Annotated in this window: 20 protein-coding genes; 6 read left to right on the top strand and 14 right to left on the bottom strand. The window is 72.7% G+C overall.

Annotated features, from left to right (window positions below; translation table 11 throughout):
• Positions 1–4: 4 nt before the first annotated feature.
• Positions 5–412 (bottom strand): ATP-binding protein, encoded by a 408-nt coding sequence (locus CHC11_RS29495; protein WP_245919915.1) that lies wholly within the window; start codon positions 410–412, stop codon positions 5–7.
• Positions 413–702: 290 nt separating this feature from the next.
• On the opposite strand from CHC11_RS29495, the gene CHC11_RS29490 reads away from it, so the two are divergent.
• Positions 703–1,851 carry a hypothetical protein gene (locus CHC11_RS29490; RefSeq protein WP_089315115.1) on the top strand — a complete coding sequence of 383 codons (1,149 nt, stop codon included), beginning with the start codon at positions 703–705 and terminating at the stop codon, positions 1,849–1,851.
• Between the two features lie 22 nt (positions 1,852–1,873).
• Positions 1,874–2,755, top strand: a complete 882-nt coding sequence (locus CHC11_RS29485; protein ID WP_089315114.1) for an SCO6745 family protein — start codon at positions 1,874–1,876, stop codon at positions 2,753–2,755.
• 1 nt (position 2,756) lies between these two features.
• Here the strand turns inward: CHC11_RS29485 and CHC11_RS29480 are convergent, their stop codons facing one another.
• The 3 genes from CHC11_RS29480 to CHC11_RS29470 form a co-directional block, all read right to left on the bottom strand.
• The gene (locus tag CHC11_RS29480; protein WP_089315113.1) at positions 2,757–3,380 is read right to left on the bottom strand and encodes a DUF4232 domain-containing protein; all 624 of its coding nucleotides are present in this window, start codon (positions 3,378–3,380) and stop codon (positions 2,757–2,759) included.
• A 7-nt stretch (positions 3,381–3,387) separates the two neighbouring features.
• The gene (locus CHC11_RS29475; RefSeq protein WP_089315112.1) at positions 3,388–4,683 is read right to left on the bottom strand and encodes a PucR-like N-terminal domain-containing protein; all 1,296 of its coding nucleotides are present in this window, start codon (positions 4,681–4,683) and stop codon (positions 3,388–3,390) included.
• Between the two features lie 205 nt (positions 4,684–4,888).
• On the bottom strand, positions 4,889–6,019 hold the full coding sequence (locus CHC11_RS29470; RefSeq protein ID WP_179279069.1) for a serine hydrolase domain-containing protein: 1,131 nt from the start codon (positions 6,017–6,019) through the stop codon (positions 4,889–4,891).
• 166 nt (positions 6,020–6,185) lie between these two features.
• On the opposite strand from CHC11_RS29470, the gene CHC11_RS29465 reads away from it, so the two are divergent.
• Positions 6,186–7,745: a flavin-containing monooxygenase gene (locus CHC11_RS29465; RefSeq protein WP_089315110.1), complete on the top strand. Its 1,560-nt coding sequence runs from the start codon at positions 6,186–6,188 to the stop codon at positions 7,743–7,745.
• A complete protein-coding gene (locus CHC11_RS29460; RefSeq protein WP_089315109.1) occupies positions 7,742–8,581 on the top strand; it encodes a metal-dependent hydrolase in 840 nt (279 codons plus the stop codon). The genes CHC11_RS29465 and CHC11_RS29460 overlap by 4 nt, the downstream gene beginning before the upstream one ends.
• 18 nt (positions 8,582–8,599) lie before the next feature.
• On the opposite strand, the gene CHC11_RS29455 is transcribed toward CHC11_RS29460, so the two are convergent.
• From CHC11_RS29455 to CHC11_RS41685, 6 genes are all read right to left on the bottom strand, one after another.
• A complete protein-coding gene (locus tag CHC11_RS29455) occupies positions 8,600–10,264 on the bottom strand; it encodes a hypothetical protein (RefSeq protein ID WP_089315108.1) in 1,665 nt (554 codons plus the stop codon).
• Between the two features lie 198 nt (positions 10,265–10,462).
• The gene (locus CHC11_RS29450) at positions 10,463–11,203 is read right to left on the bottom strand and encodes a hypothetical protein (protein ID WP_143227364.1); all 741 of its coding nucleotides are present in this window, start codon (positions 11,201–11,203) and stop codon (positions 10,463–10,465) included.
• Positions 11,204–11,522: 319 nt separating this feature from the next.
• The gene (locus tag CHC11_RS29445) at positions 11,523–12,188 is read right to left on the bottom strand and encodes an NAD(P)H-dependent oxidoreductase (protein ID WP_089315106.1); all 666 of its coding nucleotides are present in this window, start codon (positions 12,186–12,188) and stop codon (positions 11,523–11,525) included.
• A gap of 34 nt (positions 12,189–12,222) precedes the next feature.
• On the bottom strand, positions 12,223–12,555 hold the full coding sequence (locus CHC11_RS29440; RefSeq protein WP_089315105.1) for an ArsR/SmtB family transcription factor: 333 nt from the start codon (positions 12,553–12,555) through the stop codon (positions 12,223–12,225).
• Between the two features lie 145 nt (positions 12,556–12,700).
• On the bottom strand, positions 12,701–13,660 hold the full coding sequence (locus CHC11_RS42940; RefSeq protein WP_179279068.1) for a DUF6596 domain-containing protein: 960 nt from the start codon (positions 13,658–13,660) through the stop codon (positions 12,701–12,703).
• 1 nt (position 13,661) lies between these two features.
• A complete protein-coding gene (locus tag CHC11_RS41685) occupies positions 13,662–13,811 on the bottom strand; it encodes a hypothetical protein (protein ID WP_218826311.1) in 150 nt (49 codons plus the stop codon).
• Between the two features lie 237 nt (positions 13,812–14,048).
• On the opposite strand from CHC11_RS41685, the gene CHC11_RS29430 reads away from it, so the two are divergent.
• Complete coding sequence (locus CHC11_RS29430; RefSeq protein ID WP_089315104.1) at positions 14,049–14,519, top strand: hypothetical protein; 471 nt, start codon at positions 14,049–14,051, stop codon at positions 14,517–14,519.
• Positions 14,520–14,655: 136 nt separating this feature from the next.
• Here the strand turns inward: CHC11_RS29430 and CHC11_RS29425 are convergent, their stop codons facing one another.
• Positions 14,656–15,051, bottom strand: a complete 396-nt coding sequence (locus CHC11_RS29425; RefSeq protein ID WP_089315103.1) for a RidA family protein — start codon at positions 15,049–15,051, stop codon at positions 14,656–14,658.
• Between the two features lie 131 nt (positions 15,052–15,182).
• Between CHC11_RS29425 and CHC11_RS29420 the strand changes: the two genes are divergently transcribed.
• Positions 15,183–16,157, top strand: coding sequence for a helix-turn-helix transcriptional regulator (locus CHC11_RS29420; RefSeq protein WP_089315102.1), 975 nt, complete (start codon positions 15,183–15,185; stop codon positions 16,155–16,157).
• 12 nt (positions 16,158–16,169) lie between these two features.
• Here CHC11_RS29420 and CHC11_RS29415 read toward each other — a convergent pair whose 3' ends face one another.
• The 3 genes from CHC11_RS29415 to CHC11_RS29405 all read right to left on the bottom strand — a co-directional run bounded on the left by CHC11_RS29415 (position 16,170) and on the right by CHC11_RS29405 (position 18,491).
• Positions 16,170–16,577, bottom strand: a complete 408-nt coding sequence (locus tag CHC11_RS29415; RefSeq protein ID WP_089315101.1) for a YciI family protein — start codon at positions 16,575–16,577, stop codon at positions 16,170–16,172.
• A 43-nt stretch (positions 16,578–16,620) separates the two neighbouring features.
• On the bottom strand, positions 16,621–17,118 hold the full coding sequence (locus CHC11_RS29410) for a pyridoxamine 5'-phosphate oxidase family protein (protein ID WP_089315100.1): 498 nt from the start codon (positions 17,116–17,118) through the stop codon (positions 16,621–16,623).
• Between the two features lie 221 nt (positions 17,119–17,339).
• The gene (locus CHC11_RS29405) at positions 17,340–18,491 is read right to left on the bottom strand and encodes an epoxide hydrolase family protein (protein ID WP_089315099.1); all 1,152 of its coding nucleotides are present in this window, start codon (positions 18,489–18,491) and stop codon (positions 17,340–17,342) included.
• Positions 18,492–18,540: the final 49 nt, after the last annotated feature.

The following is an 18,540-nucleotide window of genomic DNA, read 5'->3' as shown; positions in this document are numbered from 1 at the left end:
CGGGTCAGACGGCGGCGGGCGGACGGCGGCCGTCGATGACGAACCACAGGCGGGTGCGGTGGGGGGTCTGGTCCAGGCCCCATTCGTCGGCGAGGGCGTCGATGACGGTGAGGCCGCGGCCGTGGTCGAGGCGGGGCGGGCCGCCGGGGTCGGACCGGGCGGGGCCGTCGTCGGACACCTCGACGCGGAGCCGCCCGCCGTCGGTGGCGACCGCGACGCTGATGAGGCCGGAGCCGTGCAGGATGGCGTTGGCGACGCCCTCGGCGGTCATCAGCTCGACGTCGTCGAGGAGCGCCTCGTCCGCGAAGACCTTCGCGGCGCGCTCGCGGACGGCGCGGCGGGCGCGGCGGCCGCCGTCGCCCTCCCCGGTGAAGCCGATCGGTTCGCCGAGCCGTTCCATCCCCTCGGTCACTGCATTCACCACACTTGTTTCGGGAAGCGTTCCGCAATCATTCATCTGCGCTGAGTGACCGGGCAACGCTACGGACGCTTTGATCTTGGGCTTTCCGGGACAGGGCGGCCTTAGTTGGCGGAGCTTACGGCAGGAGTCGCCGCTCCAACCGCACATCATGAAAAACATCTCCGTCGCGTGGGGCACTACTCACCCGGGCGCACAAAACCGGGAACTTCTCCGTCTTCCGGCGAGAATCACCGCACACCTTCCTCATGTCACGCTGGGGCCCCACCCCTGGGAGGAACGCCATGCACGCGGTCGTCCTCGCCTGCGCTGCGCAGGTCGTCTACATCGTCGCGTACGTACTGTTCAAGACGGCCGCCGGGCGGATGGGCCCGCTCTCGGGCCGCCGCCCGCTGCACGCCGCCGGACTGCTCGTGCGGAGCCCGCGCTGGCTCGCCGGGCTCGCGGTGCTCATGGCGGGCTTCGGACTCTCCGCCACCGCGCTGGTCGCCCTGCCCGTCGCGGCGACGCTGCCCGCCTACGGGCTCGGCCTCGTCCTGCTGCTGGCCGTCGGGATGAGCGGCTTCGGCGAGCGGCCCACCTCGCGCGAGTGGCTCGCCGTCCTCATCACGGTCGCCGCGATGGTGACCGCGGCGCTGTCGGTGCTGCCGGTGCTGCCGGGCCACGGCGGGGCGGCGCCGCACCGCGTCGGCGCCGCGGCGGCCGCGCTGCCGATGTGGAAGGCCGCGCTGGTGTGCGTGCCCTCGCTGGCCGTCCCGCTGTGGATGTTCTGCGTGCGCGACCGCCCGGTCGGCGGCCGGCACGCGCGCCCGCTGACGGGCATCGCCTACGGGATCGGCGCGGGCGTCCTGCTCGGCGCGACCGAGGTCTTCGGGCAGGGCATGGCGATGATGTTCGCCGCGGGACGGGGGACGGGCGTGCCGTCCTCTCCGCACCCCTACCTGTTCCTGCTCGCGGGCGCGTTCGGCGTCGGGCTGCTGTCGATCGGCCTCCAGCGCTGCCGCCTCACCGTCATCGTCACCGTCGTCACGGTCACCGCGAAGACGCACCTGCTGCTGTCGGCCACGCTGCTGTACGCGGAACCGTGGCCGCGCGAGCCCGGGCCCTTCTGGCTCCGGGCCGCGGGTGTCGGGCTGGCCGTGCTGGCGCTGCTGGCGTTCCCCCGCCACGAGCGCCGGGCCCTGCTCGCTCCGCACGGCCGGAGGTCCCCCGGACCGGGCGAGCCGCGCGAGCTGCCCTCCGTCCTGCCGTCCCGGCCGCACACGCTGCCCGCGGTGCCGCCGTCCCGTCCGGGCGGGGCGCCGCCGGTGCCGCCGTCCCAGATCAGCGCGCCTCCCGGCGGATGGCCGGTCGGGCGGGCCCCGGAGGGCGAGCCAGGCGGCACCCATCTGGGCAGGACCAATCTAGGCAATGTCAAGATAGAGTGGAGGTGATTCCGAGAGAGAGGACCGCGTGATGGTGGAGGACCCCGGCTTCGCACGGCGGATGTGGCACAACCTCGAACCCCTGCACGCCCTGTTCTGGTACTCCCCCGAGGTCTTCGCCGAGGCGCGGGGACTCGGCTATGACGTGGAGACGCGCTGGCCGAGCTACTTCGCCTGGCGCGCCGCGCCGCTCGGCGCCGCGGGCGGTCGGGCCGTGTCGGCCGCCTTCTACAGCTTCAGCCCGCGCATGGTGGCCGAGCACATCCCCGCCGCCTGGACGGTCGCGCCGCCGGGCCGCGTCCTGGAGGCCCGCATGCGTGCCGTCGACCGCATGTACCGGACGCTCCTCGGCGACGGCGTCGCAGGCCCGGACCTTGCCGAGGCCGCCGAGCTGGCCCGCGCCGCCGCCGAGGCCGCGAGCACCGCCGGACGCCCGATCGCCGCCGCCAACGCCGACCTGCCCTGGCCGGACGAGCCGCACCTCGTGCTGTGGCACGCCATCGGCATCCTGCGCGAGCAGCGCGGGGACGGGCACGTGGCCGCGCTCCTCGGCCGCGGGCTCGACCCGGTCGAGGCGCTGGTGTCGTTCGCCGCCGTCGGGGCCGCGTCCGTGGAGACGTTCGCGAGCCGCGGCTGGACGGGCGAGGAGTGGGCCGCCGCCCGCGACCGCCTCGCGTCCCGCGGGCTCGTCGACGCGGACGGCTCCGCGACCGATCGTGGGCGCGAGCTGCGCGACGACGTCGAGCGGACGACCGACGACCTCGCCTGCGAGCCGTGGCGGACGCTCGGCGCCGCCAAGGCCGACCGGCTGGCGGAGCTCACGTTGCCGATCCTGGTGAAGGTGCTGGAGACCGGGCTGATGCCCGCGCAGAACACGCTCGGCATCGGCAGGGTCCAGGCGCCGCCCCGCTGAGTCACCGGGTCGGGAGCCGCCAGGCGGTCTCCTCCAGGCGGCCCGTGGTGCCGAGGTCGATCGGCCCGTTGGCCGGGACGATCACGACGGGCCGTCCCGGCGCCGGGCGGACTTCGAGGTACTTCCCGGCCACCGCCACGGTGTTCGCATCGGTGACCGTGTTGCGCCAGACGATCACGAACACGGCCTTGCGGCCCGGACGGATCGTCAGCGGCTTCGCGCCGGCGTCCTTGACCTGCCTCGTGCCGCGCACGGTCGTCACGTCGAACGGCTGCTGCTTCTCGTCGAGGACGCGCAGCGCCGGGTAGCCGTTCAGCCGGTACGGGCGGTGCCCGCAGTTGTGCAGCTCGATCTGCGCCGCGCGCAGTCCCATCGCGGTGTCCGGCTCTCTCATCGAGACGGCGATGCCCTCCGGCGTGCAGGGAGGCGGGGGCGGCGACGAGGGCAGCCGCTGCACCCCGGGCATGGTGGGCGGCGGCGTCGCGGCGGTGGGCCCCGTGGCGGACCCCGCGCCGTGCCCCGTGGTGGGCACGGCCGCGGAGCCGCACGCGCCGAGGCCGAGCGCGCCGAGGGCGGCGCCCGCCGCGCCGAGCAGGCGGATACGGGTCCGCTTCGTAACGTTCACCCGCAGATCATCGCAAATGTCGGAGGTGGGGCGGGCGGGCGGGCGTGCGGCGCCCCGCCGCCGGGCGGTGCGGGGCGGGGGCGGGACGGCGCGACCGCAGATGGGCGGCGCGGAGCGCGACCTCGATGCCGAACCGGGCCTCCGGGTCGGCCAGCGCGTCCCCGAGGGTCTGCTCGATCTTGCGCATCCGGTACCGGACGGTCTGCGGGTGGATGTGCAGCTGCTCGGCGATCTCGGCGGCCGTGCCGCGGGTGACGAGCCAGGTCCGCAGGGTCTCGGTCAGGCGGTCCTGCTGGCCCGGGGTCATGTCGTCCAGGACGCCGAGGCGCCGCCGGGTCAGCTGCTCGACCAGCGCGGGGTCCGACAGCAGCCACAGCGTGACGAGGTTCTCCTCGCACAGCGTCACCGGTCCGTCGAGGACGCCGTCGAGCGCGAGGCCGAGCGCCTGCCGCGCCCAGCGCAGGGAGTCCGCGGCCTGGCCGACCGGCATGGCGAGGCCGACCGCGATCCGGCGGTCCGGGAGCGCCTCGCCCAGCATCGCGCGGCGCTCGGGCGTGAACGGGCCGGGCAGGAGCAGGTGCGGCTCCGGGCACTCCAGCTCGGCGAGGACGTCCTCGTCCAGCGCCGTCCAGACGCAGTGGGCGTCCGGCTCGACGGCGACCAGCGTGACCGCGTCCGGCAGCGGCCACCCGGCCCCGTCCGCCGCCCCCCTGAGCCCGCCGTCGGCGTCATGGTCGGCGCCGTCCGGGCCGGGGGCGGCGAGCAGGAGGCGCAGCAGCCGCCGGCGCCGCTCGTCCAGCGCGAGGATGGGACGCGCCCTGGCGTGCAGGTAGCCGTCGAGCGACTGCGCGGCCAGCTCGTCCATGTAGGCCAGCAGCGCGTCGGCCAGCCGCGACAGCACGGCCGAGGAGATGTCGTGGCGCGGCGCGACCTTCATGACGCGGCGCCACGCGACCTGCCCGCCGATCCGGTACGCGGCCTGGAGGCTGTCCATGCTGCGCCCCTCGTGGGCCTCGTACTGGCCGAGCATCCGCGCCGTCCCGGCCGAGTCCTCGCCTGCCGGCGACCCGGACGGCGCGGCGATCCGCTCGGTGAACACGGCCAGGCTGCGCTCGACGCCGAGCCGCAGCACGTGGCCGTAGGGGCCGTCGAGCGGCCGGGCGTACTCGGGGATGGCGCGGCGGATCTCGGCGACGATCTCCTCGGCGAGGCTCGGCAGCTCCGGCCGGATCAGCTCGGCGAGCCGCGGCGGGAGGTGCGCGGCGCGCTCGGCGGGAACGCCGGTTGCGAGGGCTCGGTTCATCGGCACACCTCGATGCTCTTCATCGGCACACCTCCGTCTGCCCGGCAGTGCGGCGGGACGTCCCGACCGTACGCACCGCGCGCACTCTTCTTCTGTAGTGCGGAGGAACAAAACCCAGCGCTCGCTGCTCATCCGCTGACAACCGGGCGCGCACGCCGAGACGGTTCCTCGGGTGGACGCCCGGACGCCCGCCCAGGGAACGGGATCAGGCGCAGAAGGCGGTGTCGGCGGCCTTGGCGAGGTCGGCCCGGAAGGTCTTGTCGTACTCCAGTTTGGACTCGTTGTAGGTGATGACGGCCTGGCTGCGTCCGTCGGCGCTGGTGTAGGTCCACGTCCGGTACCCGGGGAAGCCGCCGTCGTGGCCCCACGCGTACCCGCAGGAGAACTTGATGCGGGCGACGCCGAGGCCGTAGTCCTCCACGATCCCGTCGTCGTCGACCGGCCGGACGTTCCGCAACTCGCGCATCTGCTTCGGCGGCAGCAGCCTGCCGGTGAACAGGGCGCGGTGGAACCGGGCCACGTCGTCGACCGTGCTGACGATGCCGCCGGACGTCCGCGCACTGGACGGGCTGATCTGGGTGCTCACGTCCCCGTATTCGTAGTAGTACCCGTGCACGTACCGGCCGGGGAACGAGGGATCGGTCGTCGGGTAGGACGTGTGCCGCAGCCGCAGCGGCGTGAAGATGCGGCGCTGGAACTCGGTGCCCACCGGTCGTCCGGTCGCCCTCTCGATGATCATTCCGGCCAGGACGTAGTTGGTGTTGGAGTAGTTCCAGCCCGTCCCGGGCGCGTACCGCGGCGGCTTCTCCATCGCGATCGCGACGAGCTCCTCCGGCGTCCAGGACCGCGCGGGGTCGGACATCACCCGCGGATCCGGCGTGTAGTCGTTCAGGCCGCTGGTCTGCGCGAGCAACTGCCGGACGGTGATCTTCGAGCCGTCGTTGCCGTTGCCGGCGACGGCGCCCGGGAGCCACCTGTCCACGGTGTCGTCCAGCGACAGCCGGTGCTCGGCGGCGAGCTGGAGCACGACCGTCGAGGTGAACGACTTGGTCACGCTCGCGATCCGGAACAGGAGCCGGTGGTCCATCGGGGCGCCCGCGGCCTTGTCGGACACGCCCGAGGCCACGTGCGAGACGTGCCCGCCGCGGCGGGTCATCACGATCACGCCGGGCGCGCCGTCGGCGACGAGCCGGTCGGCGGCCGCCCGCACCTTCCGGTCGAGCCCGTGCGGGCCGCGGGAGGGGGCGGCGCTCGCCGCCGGGGCCGCGACGAGGGCCGTCCCGGCGATCAGGGCGGTGGCCGAGGCGAGGGAGGCGGTGAGGGAGATCCGTGACATGGGTTCCTCCTGAGAAGGTCGTCCGCTGAACGTGATCAAGCTTTCCGGCGGGCGCCCCCGGCGGCACTGGGCCCAGAACCCGAGCGGAGGGTGTACCCGACGACACCTGACGGGGTGGGCCTCCGGCGGTATATTCGACAAGTGCTCCAATAGCAGGAGGTGCGCCATGCCGGACGCGAGGCCGGACGCGAGGCCCGACGCGAGGCCCGACGCCGAGGTCGCGATCATCGGGGCCGGGCTGAGCGGGATCGGCATGGGGATCGCGCTCCGGCGCGCCGGCATCGACGACTTCGTCATCCTGGAGCGCGCGGGCGACATCGGCGGGACGTGGCGCGACAACGTCTACCCCGGCATCGGCGTGGACGTGCCCGCGCAGGCGTACCAGTTCAGCTACGCCCTCAACCCCCGCTGGAGCCGGGTGTTCGCCCCGGGCTCGGAGGTCAAGGAGTACCTCGACCGGCTCGCCGACCGGTACGGCACGCGCCGCCACGTCCGCCTGCGCACCGAGGTCACCGAGCGCGTCTGGGACGAGGACGCCGGGCTCTGGCGCCTGCGGACGCCCGCCGGGGAGGTGACGGCCCGCTTCGTGGTCAGCGCGATCGGCGCGTTCGTCGACCCCAAGCCGGCCGGCATCGCGGGCCTCGACGACTTCGAGGGCACGGTGCTGCGTTCGTCCGGCTGGGACCACGGCCACGACCTGACCGGGAAGCGGGTCGCGGTCATCGGGACGGGCGCCAGCGCCGTCCAGATCGTCCCGGAGATCGCGCCACGGACCGCACGCCTCGACATCTACCAGCGCACTCCGATCTGGGTGGGCCCGAAGCTGGACGCGCCCGTCCCGCGCCCGGTGCGGTGGCTGTTCCGGCGCGCCCCCCGCGTCCAGGACGCCGTCCGCCGCATGGCCACCCGCGGTGTCGAGATGGTTCTGGTCGACCTGGTCGTCGGGCATGGCAAGGCGCCGTACCTCGCGCGCGGCGGCGCGCGGCTGGCCCGATCACTCTGGTACCGGACGCAGGTCAAGGACCCCGGCACGCGCCGGAGGCTGACACCCGGCTACGGCCTCGGCTGCAAGCGCCCGTCCGTCTCCAACACCTACCTCAGGACCTTCAACCGGCCGGACGTCGCACTGGTCACCGACGCCATCGACCGGGTCACGGCCACGGGCGTCCGCACCGTGGACGGCCGCGAACGCGACGTGGACGCCATCGTCCTCGCGACGGGGTTCCGCCTGGCCAGCGACCCGGAGGTCTACCGCCGAACCCCGGTGCGCGGCCGCGGCGGCTTCGACCTCGCGACGTTCTACGCGGAGAACCGGCTCGCCTCCTACGAGGGCATCAGCATCCCCGGGCTGCCCAACCACTTCATGATGTTCGGCCCGTACGGCTGGGTCGGCGGCACCTGGCACCAGCTCGTCGAGACGACCTCGGCCCACGTCGTCCGCGTGATCCAGGAGGCCCGCCGCCGGGGCGCGACCTCGGTGGAGGTGCGTCCCGGACCGACCGAGCGCTGGACGAACCGCATGCGCGAACGGCTCGCCGGCTCGCTGTGGGCGACCAACGGCTGCGCCACCGCCAACAGCTACTACTTCGACCACCATGGCGACACCCCCTACCTGCGGCCGACGAGCGCGGCGCAGGCCGCGCACGCCGCCCGCACGTTCCCGCTGGACGACTACGCCTACTCGGCCCCCGACACGTCCCCCGCGTCCGAGGAGAAGTCCGCATGACCCAGCACGCCATCCAGACCCGCCGGGTCGCCTTCGACCACCCGAAGGGGTCCCTGCGCCGCCACTACGTGGACGGCGACCTCGTCATGAGCCACCTCGTGGCCCTGCTGTCGGCGACGTTCCCGCCGGGCGAGGACTTCTTCGTCCGGTCGGTGCGGCACTACCGCGACCGCATCACCGACCCGGACCTCGCCGCGCAGGTGCGCGGCTTCATCGGGCAGGAGGTCGTCCACGGCCGCGAGCACGACCACCTCAACAGGACGCTCCGCGCGATGGGCTACCCGACCCATCGGATCTCCGCCGTCGTCAGGCGCGACCTCCGCCTCGCCGACCGCTTCCTGCCGCCGATCGTCCGCCTCGGCTTCACCGCCGGGCTGGAGCACTACACCGCGACCGCGGCCGAGTGCCTGCTCACCGACCCCCGCGCGCAGGAGCTGCTCGGCGACACCAGCGTCCGGTCGATCCTGCTGTGGCACGCGCTGGAGGAGTCCGAGCACAAGGCCGTCGCGTTCGACGTCTTCCGGCACGTCGGCGGCACCGAGCGCACACGCATCCGGACCATGCGGTTCATCAGCGCCGGATTCCTGTTCCTCATGGTCACCGGCACGTTCGTCTCGCTGCTGGGCGACCCCGCCACCTACCGTCCGGGGCGGCTGCTCCGCAGCCTCGCCGCGCTCCGGCACTCGCCGTTCCTCGGGCGCGAGGTGATCCGGCGCCTGCGCGCCTACAACGAGCCCGGCTTCCACCCGGACGACTTCGACAGCACCGACCTGCTGGAACGCTGGCGCGAAAAGCTCTTCGGCGCCGAGGGGACCCTCACCGCCAACCTCAGGTGACCGGCGCTCCGGGGCCGGTCACCGAGGGGTGACGACCGTGCGGTCTCCGTCCGGCTCGTACGCCACGACCTGGACGACCGGCAGGCGGGCCGCGGCGCCGGAGCGCGGGCCCGGCACCACGAGCAGGGGAGCCCCGCCCCGCCGGTCCGCCGCGGTCTCGTGGGAGCCGAGCTCACCGACCGACTTCAGCCGCGCGACGCCCGGCCCGGCCGCGGCCACCAGATGCCAGCGCCGGGGGGACCGCCACCACACGGCGGCGGCCTCCGTCCAGCTGGACGAGGCATGGTCGCTGTTCGTCCCGCCCCGCTCGGACAGCGCCTGCCCGTCCTCGGAGATCAGGAGCGAGCCGCCCGGGGCACCCGACGGCGAGGACGCGTCCACCGTCAGCAGGGTCGCCCGGCCGCCGCCGTCGGGCAGGTCGCCGCTCCAGAGCCGCCCGAGCCGCAGGTCGCCCGACTCGCTCAGCGTCGCCGCCCCTGCGCAGGCGACCGCGTTCAACGCCGCCCACTCGGACCGTCTCCCCCGCTCCGGCGGGTCCCGGAACCACACGCTCGGCGCCGCGGACCGCGGATCGTTCGAGGCGAGCTGGGTGACCGTCTGCGTCCCGGACGTCATCTGGAACACCACATAGTTCTGGCAGCGCGGGGTGAACCACTGCCACGGCAGCGGAGCGGTCAGCCCGTCCCGGACGGCCACCGGCTGCCAGTCCGGAGACCGCCCGGACGGAACCGCCGCCCGCACGTCCCGCAGCCATGGCGGAACGAGGTAGCGCCACGTCATGCCCACCATGACGAGCTGCCCCGCGTTCGTGACGAGCTTGCGGACCGACTCCACGCCCCGCGACAGCCGCCGCTCGAAGTACTGCGCCACGCTGGGCGTGTCCCGCGGTCCGGGGGAGTCGCGCAGCACGACCAGGGACGCCCCGTCCACCGGCCCGGCGTACAGGACGGCGACGCGGCCGAGCGGCGGATCGCGGCGGTCGTTCCGCCAGGCATCAGCGGCCCGCCGCAGCAGCTTCGCGTCGTGGAGCAGCCCGCCCTGGGAGGGCCACACGTCGACGGTGGGCGCGTCGCTCGCCTGCCACGTACTCGCACTGATCAGAGCGGGTGCGCCGTGGCGCTCGTCCTCCCCGGTCAGGGCGGTCCCGGCGACCGCCAGCAGCACCACCGCGACCACGCCCGCCACGGCGGCGCGCCCTGCGGGCGGGACGGCGGGCGGCGGGCGCAGCCGCACGAGGTCGGGGTCGAACGCCTCGATCTCGGCCCGCTGCGCGACCTCGTCCATGCCGGTCCGGTCGTCCACGGCGCCGATGATCCGGTCCACGTCCCCGAAGTCGACCGGGACATGGACGCTCAGCTCCGCGACGGTCTCGGGAGCGGTGAGACCGTCCCGGCCCAGCAGGTAGGCGAGCCGCTCGTGCCGCGGGAATTCCAGCAGAGCCGCCCGGACGGGGCCAGGCCCGATCCGCGCGGGTTCGAAGAGGAGACCGTTCAGCCGATGCCGCCCGGTCGGCGGGTCTGTGAGCAGGATCGCGACGAGTCGCGCCCGCATGGCCGGATAGCCGCCGCGCCGCGTCCGCATGGCCCTGGCGACGGCCCGGCGAGCGCGCGAGAGCGGGTGGTCACCGTCGTCAAGCGTCAGGTAGGCGAGCCGTAGAAGGCGGCCGTAGTTCTCGTGTCTCATCCTTCGTATCGCCCCTCTCCCAACATCGCCGTCGAATGATCGACGATGGTTCGCGCTCGGAGTCTCGGTCGGCGAGACCGTCTCCAAGGAGGGCATCCGCACAGGCCACCGGTTCGGGAAGGTGCTGAACGGCTTCTCCGCGAAGCTCGGCTCCGGCCGGCTCGCCCGGCTGCGCCGCAGGTCACCCTGCGCGGCGTCTCAGCGGCGCAGCGCTCCACGCAGGGTGATGCCGTGCCGCGTGCGCAGCCGCCGCAACTCCCACATCGCCACAGCGGTGACGGACAGCGGGGCTCCCAGGATGAAGGCCACCCGTACCCCGAACGGGACGCTGTCGTAGGCGCCCCGGAACACGTCGAAGAGGGCGACCTCCCAGACGAGCAGTGTCGCGAGCAGCGGTGGAACGGTCTCGTGGAGGTCCGCCGTCCGGAAGACGTGCACGAGCGACTGCGCGATGCCGTAGAGGCCGAAGGGGGCGAGCCACAGCAGGAAGGCGCCGATCGCGAACAGCAGGACCACCCGCCCCGGTGACGCCGTCCAGTTCGTGTCCTCGGTCACCCAGCCCCGCCCCGTGATCAGTCTCGGCGTGCCGAGCGTGAGGAACAGCGCGAGCAGCGCCCCGGCGGGCTTGGCGGCGCGGCGCAGGAAGAGGCTCCGGTTGGGCGGGCGGGCCGCCGCGATGAAGACGGCGACGGCGATCGGGAAGGTCACCGCCAGCGTGATGAGGGTGGTGCGGATCTGGGCGAAGCGGTCGTCGATCACGGCGTCGGCGTCCGATGCCAGCCCAGAGGAGAGCAGCATCCACGTGACGGCGACCAGGCCGACGATCGTTCGCCAGACCTGCACCGTCTTCACCGCCGGGTCGTGCACACGGTCCGGCCGGGACGGCGTGAACACCGCACGCCCCACGGCGAACGGGTTGAAGAGACGTCCGAAGGTCAACCGGCGCGGCCGAGCGGGCTGCCAAGGGCCCTGCGGCGGCTGCCACGGGCCCTGCGGCGGCGGTCCGGGCTGCCACCCCGGTCCCGGCGCCTGCCCTCCTCCGTAGGGATTCACCGCGCCCCGCCCCCGCGTCCGCTCATCACGCGTCCTTCCCGTCGCCGTGCCCAGAGGTCACGAGGAGAATACGCAAGATCTCAGCGAGTGAAAGCGCTTTATCTCAGCCGCGGTCGCGCCGCGAGGGCGCGGACCACCAGCCGCCCGGTCTCCAGTTGCTCCTTCATCCGGTTCACGCGCACGTCCGCGTGCCGCCGCTTCAGGTTCAGGGCCGCGGCGAGTTGAGCGCGATGGACTCCCTGACGGTCTCCAGCGCCGCTGCTCGCTCCCGGTCGGTCATGTGGGCCGGGCCGTAGGTGACCACGGGGTCGAGCACCTGGTAGCCGACGAACTCCAGCATTCCGCGATGGATGTGGAACAGGAAGTCGTTCATGGGGCCGAAGGCGCCGCCAGGCTGGAACGACTCGCAGGCTCCGCCGGTCGTGAACAGCAGCATCGCCCGCTTCCCGGCGAGCGCCGCGTCGCCGAAGAGGCCGTACTTTCCGCCGAAGACCGCGCCCATGGCGAAGACCCGGTCCACCCAGCCCTTGAGGATGGCGGGCAGCGAGAACCACCACATCGGGAACGACAGCACCAGCAGGTCGGCGGCCAGCAGGCGATCAAGGTGGGCCCGGACGGTCGCGTCGAGCGTCCCGTCCTCGACCGCGCGCATCTGCTCGGCCTGCGGCTTGAAGTGGCCCTCCACCGACGCGAAGTCGTCGCGGGCAAGGGCCGGGGACCATGCCTCGGAGTAGAGGTCGAGGACGTCGACGCGGTACCCGGCGTCCCGCAGGGCCTGGGCCGCAGTGGTCATCTGGGCGGTGCTGAACGAGCGGGGCTCGGGGTGGGCGTGGACGATCAGGGCCACGGGAGCGGTGTCCAGGGTCGGCATGAGGAGATCATATCGACATATCTCGATTCGTCAATCAGATGGTGACGGCGAGCGCCTCCGCCAGTCGCGCCAGCCGCTCCTCGTCCCGCCGGTAGTGCGTCCACTTGCCCACCCGGGTGGGACGCACGAGCCCGGCCCGTTCGAGCGTGCTCATGTAGCTGGAGACGGTCGACTGGGCGAGCCCCGCCTTCGCCTGGATGTGCGTGACGCACACGCCGACCGCCTGGCGGTCCGCGATCGGCTCCCACTCGCCGAAGTGCTTCTCGGGGTCCCTCAGCCACTGCATGATCTGCAGACGGGCCGGGTTGCCGAGGGCCTTGAAGACCTCGATCAGTTCTTCCGAGCCCAATCCCGCCGCCGCGGCCATCCGCCATCTCCCTCACCAGTCGGACCGACAGACCACGATATCTCGATATCCAGTCGCCCCGTCGGGCCCGCGGCCGCCTGCTCCCGCAACGGCCGGACGGTGCGGCCGGACGGTGCGGTCAGACGGGTGCGGCCGAGCGGTGCGGTCAGCCGAGGCGGGCGGCCTTGCCGAGCAGGTAGCGCTGCTCGACCTGGTTGCCGGTCAGGGCGGCCGCCTGGCGGTACAGGTCGGCGGCGGAGGCGGTGTCGCCGGTCATCTGCAGGAGATGGGCGCGCACCGCGCGCTCGCGTTGCCGGGTGAGGGGATCCAGGTCCAGGTGATGCCGGGTGTTGAGGTCGTCCAGTAGGGCCAGGCCCCGGGCCGGCCCGTACGCCTGGGCGACCGCCACCACGCGGCTGAGCCGGATCGGCGCGGTGGGGGTGAGGCGTTCGAGCCACAGGTACAGCATCGCGATCTGCGGCCAGTCGGTCTCCTCCGGCGACGCGGCCGCCGCGTGCACGGCCGCGATGGCCGCCTGGAGCCGGTACGGGCCCGCCGCGCCGCGGTTCCAGACGCTGTCGATCAGCTCGGTGCCCGCACGGATCAGGTCGGGGTCCCAGCGCGTGCGGTCCTGCTCGTCCAGCGGCACCAGTTCGCGGTCGGCGCCGGTGCGCGCGTGGCGCCGGGAATCGGTGAGCAGCATCAGCGCCAGCAGGCTCGTCGCCTCGGCGTCGTCGGGGAGCGCGGCGTGGAGCATGCGGGTCAGCCGGATCGCCTCCCGGGTCAGGTCGACGCGGGCGAGTTCACGCACGGCGAAGCTGGCCAGGACCTCCTTGAGCTCGGCGAACGGCCCGTCGGTGGCGACCACGCCGTCCGCCGCCCTGCGGACGGTAGTGCTGACCACCGGGTGGCCGAGACCCTCGCTGGCGACGAACTCGCCGGTCTCGGTGAGCTCCTGCTCGAACTTCTGGTACTCGGCGAACGCGGCGAGCGCCTCCTCCGACGGAGCGCCGGCGGTCGCGGCGTCCCAGGCGGCGGCAAGGGTGTAGCTGAGCAGCAGGTACTTCATGACGATGCTCCCTTCGGTCTCCACGGTGCGCGGGCCGGGTTCCCGCTGTATAGCCACGTCAGCCGGGGTGTATGTCCCGGCGGCGCAGGACGAGCCCGACGACGGTCGTCCAGGTGAAGGCGACCACGCCGTTCAGCGCGATCTGAAGGCTCATGTGATCCGGTGACATGGGCACCAGCAGGACGAGCGCGGCGGCGCCGTTCAGCACGCCTCGGCAGCAGCCCGGCGGCGACCAGCGTGCGGGACGTCCGGCGGACGCCGGGGGCCGTGGGGGCGATGGCGGTGGCCATGGAATCCTCCTCCTCGATGGGGTCTCGCCGCTACCTCGGGACCGCGTCCGCGATCTCGACCCCATCGCCGAGTGACCTACATCACACCAACGTGATGTCCGACAGCGTCCAGCCGCTCCGAGGTACCGGCGAACACCCACACAGAGGAGGACGTGATGTCCGAGACCACCCCGCACGAGACCACCCTGAACGAGACCATCCCGGACGAGACCGACCGGCCGAGTGCCGAAGTGCAGGCCCTCGACCGCCTGGTCGGCACCTGGAAGGTCACCGGGGGCGCCGAGGGGACCGTGCGCTACGAGTGGATGCCCGGCCGCTACTTCCTGCTCCAGCACGTCGACCTCACCCAGTTCGGCGAGCCCGTCACCGGCATCGAAGTGATCGGCAACCTGCGCCCGTTCGGCGAGCCCCCCGGCGAGGACGTGATGTCGCGGTACTACGACTCGTTCGGCAACACCTTCGACTACGTCTACGAGCTGACCGGCGACAAGCTGACCATCTGGGGCGGCGCGAAGGGCGGCCCCGCCTACTTCGAAGGCACGTTCAGCCCTGACGGCTCCTCCCTCACCGGCGAGTGGGTCTACCCGGGCGGCGGCGGCTACAAGTCCACGATGACCCGCATCTGACACCCCGCGAACAACTCCAAGAGCGCCGGACCCCTCAACGGGGCCCGGCGCTCTTCTCCTACCGGATCCCCATGCCCGGCGGAGCGCCGAGAAGTTCAGCCGTCAGAGGCAATGGCGCAGGGGCGGCGAGGTCGCGTCAGGCTACGGCGGTTCCTTCGAGTTCGACCATCAGGGTGGGGATCGCCAGGCGGGTCACTCCCAGCATCGTGGTGCTCGTCGCCACTCCGGCCGCGCCCAGCCGACCCGCAAGGACGCCGTAGTGTTGGAAGAGCAGGTCGACGTCGGTGGTGTAGACGTTGAGGCGGACGAGGTCCACCAGGGACATGCCGGCCTCGCCGAGCACGGCTTCCAGGTTGTCGATGCTCAGTGCCAGCTGCGCCGCCATGTCGCCGGCGTGCTGCGGCTCGCCGTCCGCGCTCATCGCGGTCTGTCCTGAGCAGTACAGGGTCCGGGTGTGCCCGGAGGCGACCTCGCCCTGGTTGTAGCCGAGGTCCACCGACCACGTCCACGGGTTGACCGTCGTTCGCTCCATTGCCGTATCAGCTCCATCCGGTTCGTTGGCAGTGCGTCGTCCGCCGGCTCAGTAGCCGCGCTGTGACGTCGTGGTGAGAGCCTCCCAACGAATCACGACATCCTTTGTCGTGTATTCGGTAGGTTCCTCGCATGCGTGCCGACCGGTTGGTCTCGCTGGTGCTGTTGCTGCGCCGGCACGGTCGGCTGTCCGCGACGGCGCTGGCCCGCGAGCTGGAGGTGTCCACGCGCACCGTGCTGCGCGACATCGAGGCGCTGTCCGCCGCCGGTGTCCCGGTCTACGCCGAACGCGGTCGGCACGGCGGCTTCGCACTGCTGCCCGGTTTCCGGACCGAGTTGACCGGGCTGAACCACGACGAGGCGCTCGCCCTGCTGGTCGCCGGATCGCGGCGCGGCGCGCAGGCGTTCGGTCTCGGCTCGGCGCTCGCCTCGGCCATGCTCAAGGTGGTGGACGCGTTGCCCGCGAGCTACCGGGACACCGCGGCCGACGCTGCCCAGCGATTGCTCATCGATCCGGAGGCCGACCTCCTCGCGCGCCGGCAGGTCGCCGAAGAACTGCCCGACGCGGTCGTGGCCGAGGTGAGGCGCGCGGTGTTCGCCGGGCACAAGCTGCGCATCCACTACGCGGCCATGGACCAGACCCCCAAGTGGCGGACGGTGGACCCGATCGGCCTGGTCACCGTCCGCGGCCAGGGCTACCTGCTGGCCACGAGGTCCGGCGCGGACCGTACGTACCGGCTGTCACGGATCGTGGCCGCCGAGGAACTCGACGAACCCGCACAGCGGACAGAGCGGGTCGATCTGGACCGGGCCTGGCAAGAGCGCAGCACGCGGTTCCGGACGGGCGGCGACCAGGTCGCCGTTCTCGCTCGGGTGCACCCGGCGCGGCGGAAGGAACTGGTGGGTACCGCGCTGGCCGTCCTCACCGAGGAGGACGCCGCCGACGGCTGGCTGCGCCTGGAGGTGACCTTCCAGGATTCGAGGCACGCGGTATGGGCGCTGTGGCAGCTCGCCACCAGCGCGGAAGTTCTCGCCCCGCAGTGGTTGCGCACCTCGCTGCGCGACCGCGCCGCCGCTGTCGCCGCCCGCTACGAGGACTCACGCTGACCGGCGACGTGCTCACTCGGTCACGGTGGGCATCGCGGTGAAGAACGGCCGCACCTCAAGCCACTCCTGGATCGGCCTCCCGCCCGCGCCGGGCGCCGCGGACAGTTCGGCGGCCAGTTCGAGTGCGCGCTCGTAGGTCTCGACGTCGACCACCATCCAGCCGGCGATCAGGTCTTTGGTCTCCGCGAACGGGCCGCCGGTGACCGGTGGGCGGCCCTCGCCGTCCGAGCGGACGAAGGTGCCCTGCGGGGAGATCGCCTGGCTTTCGACGTACTCGCCGGACGCCTCCAGCCGCGCGGCGAAGTCCTCCGTGTACTGGACGTGGGCCGCGCGCTCCTCCGGGGTCCACCGGTCCATCCGCACGTCGTTGACCGGCGCGGGCGCGCCCCGATGGTGCTTGAGCAGCAGGTACCTGGCCATCGACTTCTCCTCGGGTGGTGGTCCGGTCACGGCCGCGTCGACCTCAGGCGTTCTGCCGCTCGGCCCGTTGCCGCATCAGCTCCTCGACCGCGGTGGGCAGGGTGGTCTCGAAGTCGATGAGCTTCACCCAGGTCGGGGTGACGACGATCCGGACCATGCCGTCGTAGAGCGAGCGGACCTCGGCCTCCCACTCGACGCGCTGCTCGGGCGTCATCTCGTAGCTGCCGTTCATCTGGAGGTACTCGTCCGGGATGCCGTCGACGGCGTCGAGCTCGGCGCGCCCCCGGATGAGCAGGATCTTCGGCGGGTGCACCTCGGTGTCGACCGTCAGCGCCACCTCGGGACGCTCGCGCAGGTGCGCCAGCTTCGGGGCGTTCCTGCTCGTGCACATGACGATCTCCGAGCCGTTCCAGGTGAACGCGATCGGCACGTTGCGGGGTGTGCCGTCCTTGGCGACGTAGGCCAGGCGGGTCAGGTCGCGGGCCAGCAGTTCCTGGCTGAACGGCCTGTCGAGGATCTCGTTGATCTCGTGCTGCTCCATGGTCGTCGCTCCTGTCCTGGTGCCGTCGAGCGGCCGTTCTCGGCTGCTCGTGCACCTGGGACGGAGCCGCCCCCACGTTCTCGACATCCGCGGCGACGAGATCGCGAAGTTTCCGCCCGGCGCCGTAGTACGCCGGGCTGGTGCGGGCCTGGGCCGTGAGCGGCTGGCCGGGGACCCGGCCGCTCACGGGCGGGACACGGCGCGGACCTATGCCGTTCCGGTCAGTCCAGGCTCCGGAAGAAGGCCCGGAGGTCGGCGATCATCAGGTCGGGGGCCTCCAGGGCCGCGAAGTGGCCGCCCCGTTCGAACTCCGACCAGCGCACCACGTTGTGCGCCTGGTCGGCCAGCGGGCGGACCGAGAAGTCCGTGGGGAACACCGCGACCGCGGTCGGCACCGTCCCGCGCTCCTTCGGCGCCCACATGGTGAAGTCGTTGAACCGCTCGTAGTAGGTGTGCGCCGCCGAGCCCGCGGTGCCGGTGAACCAGTAGATGCTCACGTCGGTGAGGATCCGGTCCCGGTCCACCGCGTCCTCGGGGAGCTCGGCGGCCGGGTCCGTCCAGTCCTTGAACTTCTCCACGATCCAGGCGAGCTGACCGGCGGGGGAGTCGTGCAGCGCGGCCGCGACCGTCTGCGGGCGGGTGCCCTGGAGCTGCATGTAGGCACCCAGTTTCTCCTGCCACTCCTTCATCCCGGCAAGCCGTCCACGCTCGGCCTCGTTCAGCGACCCCATGATCGTCGGATCGCCGGTGGGGAAGGTGAGCAGGCCGTTGACGTGCACGCCGATGACACCGTCCGGCGCGGCGCGTCCCAGCAGTGGAGCGATGAACGCGCTGACGTCGCCGCCCTGCACGCCGTACCGGTCGTAGCCGAGCCTGGACATCAGTTCCGCCAGCGCCGCGGCGGTGCGGCCGTCCGTCCAGCCGGTGCCGGGCAGCGGGCCGGAGAAGCCGTACCCCGGCAGCGACGGGACCACCAGGTGGAAGGCGTCGGCGGCCTCGCCGCCGTGGGCCACTGGGTCGGTGAGCGGGCCGATGAGGTCGAGGAACTCGACGACCGAGCCGGGCCAGCCGTGCAGCAGCAGGAGCGGGGTGGCGTCGGGCTCGGGGGAGCGTACGTGCAGGAAGTGCACCTGCGCCCCGTCCACGGTGCTGGTGAACTGCGGGTACGCGTTGAGCGCGGCCTCCTGGGCGTGCCAGTCGAAGCCGTCGGCCCAGTAGGCGGCGAGCTCCCGCAGGTAGCCGGTCGGCACGCCGCGCTCCCAGCCGGTGCCGGGCAGCTCGGGGGCCCAGCGAGTACGGCGCAGCCGCTCGTGCAGGTCGTCGAGGTCGGCCTTCGAAACCTCGACGCGGTAGGGCTGGATCTCATTCGTCATGTCCGTCACGGTATGAGCTATTGGTGTCAGCCTCTGGCACTGATCGGGG

The organism is Actinomadura mexicana (assembly GCF_900188105.1).
GTDB classification, from domain to species: domain Bacteria; phylum Actinomycetota; class Actinomycetes; order Streptosporangiales; family Streptosporangiaceae; genus Spirillospora; species Spirillospora mexicana.
Note: the sequence above shows the minus strand (reverse complement) of the source record. Positions and strands in the feature narration are given on the sequence as shown.

Excerpts from the sequence above, each read along its gene's own strand:
- CHC11_RS29490 (WP_089315115.1), top strand. The coding sequence starts at position 703 with ATGCACGCGGTCGTCCTCGCCTGCGCTGCGCAGGTCGTCTACATCGTC.
- CHC11_RS29485 (WP_089315114.1), top strand. The coding sequence starts at position 1,874 with ATGGTGGAGGACCCCGGCTTCGCACGGCGGATGTGGCACAACCTCGAA.
- CHC11_RS29475 (WP_089315112.1), bottom strand. The coding sequence starts at position 4,683 with ATGAACCGAGCCCTCGCAACCGGCGTTCCCGCCGAGCGCGCCGCGCAC.
- CHC11_RS29470 (WP_179279069.1), bottom strand. The coding sequence starts at position 6,019 with ATGTCACGGATCTCCCTCACCGCCTCCCTCGCCTCGGCCACCGCCCTG.
- CHC11_RS29465 (WP_089315110.1), top strand. The coding sequence starts at position 6,186 with ATGCCGGACGCGAGGCCGGACGCGAGGCCCGACGCGAGGCCCGACGCC.
- CHC11_RS29460 (WP_089315109.1), top strand. The coding sequence starts at position 7,742 with ATGACCCAGCACGCCATCCAGACCCGCCGGGTCGCCTTCGACCACCCG.
- CHC11_RS29455 (WP_089315108.1), bottom strand. The coding sequence starts at position 10,264 with ATGAGACACGAGAACTACGGCCGCCTTCTACGGCTCGCCTACCTGACG.
- CHC11_RS29445 (WP_089315106.1), bottom strand. The coding sequence starts at position 12,188 with ATGCCGACCCTGGACACCGCTCCCGTGGCCCTGATCGTCCACGCCCAC.
- CHC11_RS29440 (WP_089315105.1), bottom strand. The coding sequence starts at position 12,555 with ATGGCCGCGGCGGCGGGATTGGGCTCGGAAGAACTGATCGAGGTCTTC.
- CHC11_RS29430 (WP_089315104.1), top strand. The coding sequence starts at position 14,049 with ATGTCCGAGACCACCCCGCACGAGACCACCCTGAACGAGACCATCCCG.
- CHC11_RS29425 (WP_089315103.1), bottom strand. The coding sequence starts at position 15,051 with ATGGAGCGAACGACGGTCAACCCGTGGACGTGGTCGGTGGACCTCGGC.
- CHC11_RS29420 (WP_089315102.1), top strand. The coding sequence starts at position 15,183 with ATGCGTGCCGACCGGTTGGTCTCGCTGGTGCTGTTGCTGCGCCGGCAC.
- CHC11_RS29415 (WP_089315101.1), bottom strand. The coding sequence starts at position 16,577 with ATGGCCAGGTACCTGCTGCTCAAGCACCATCGGGGCGCGCCCGCGCCG.
- CHC11_RS29410 (WP_089315100.1), bottom strand. The coding sequence starts at position 17,118 with ATGGAGCAGCACGAGATCAACGAGATCCTCGACAGGCCGTTCAGCCAG.
- CHC11_RS29405 (WP_089315099.1), bottom strand. The coding sequence starts at position 18,491 with ATGACGAATGAGATCCAGCCCTACCGCGTCGAGGTTTCGAAGGCCGAC.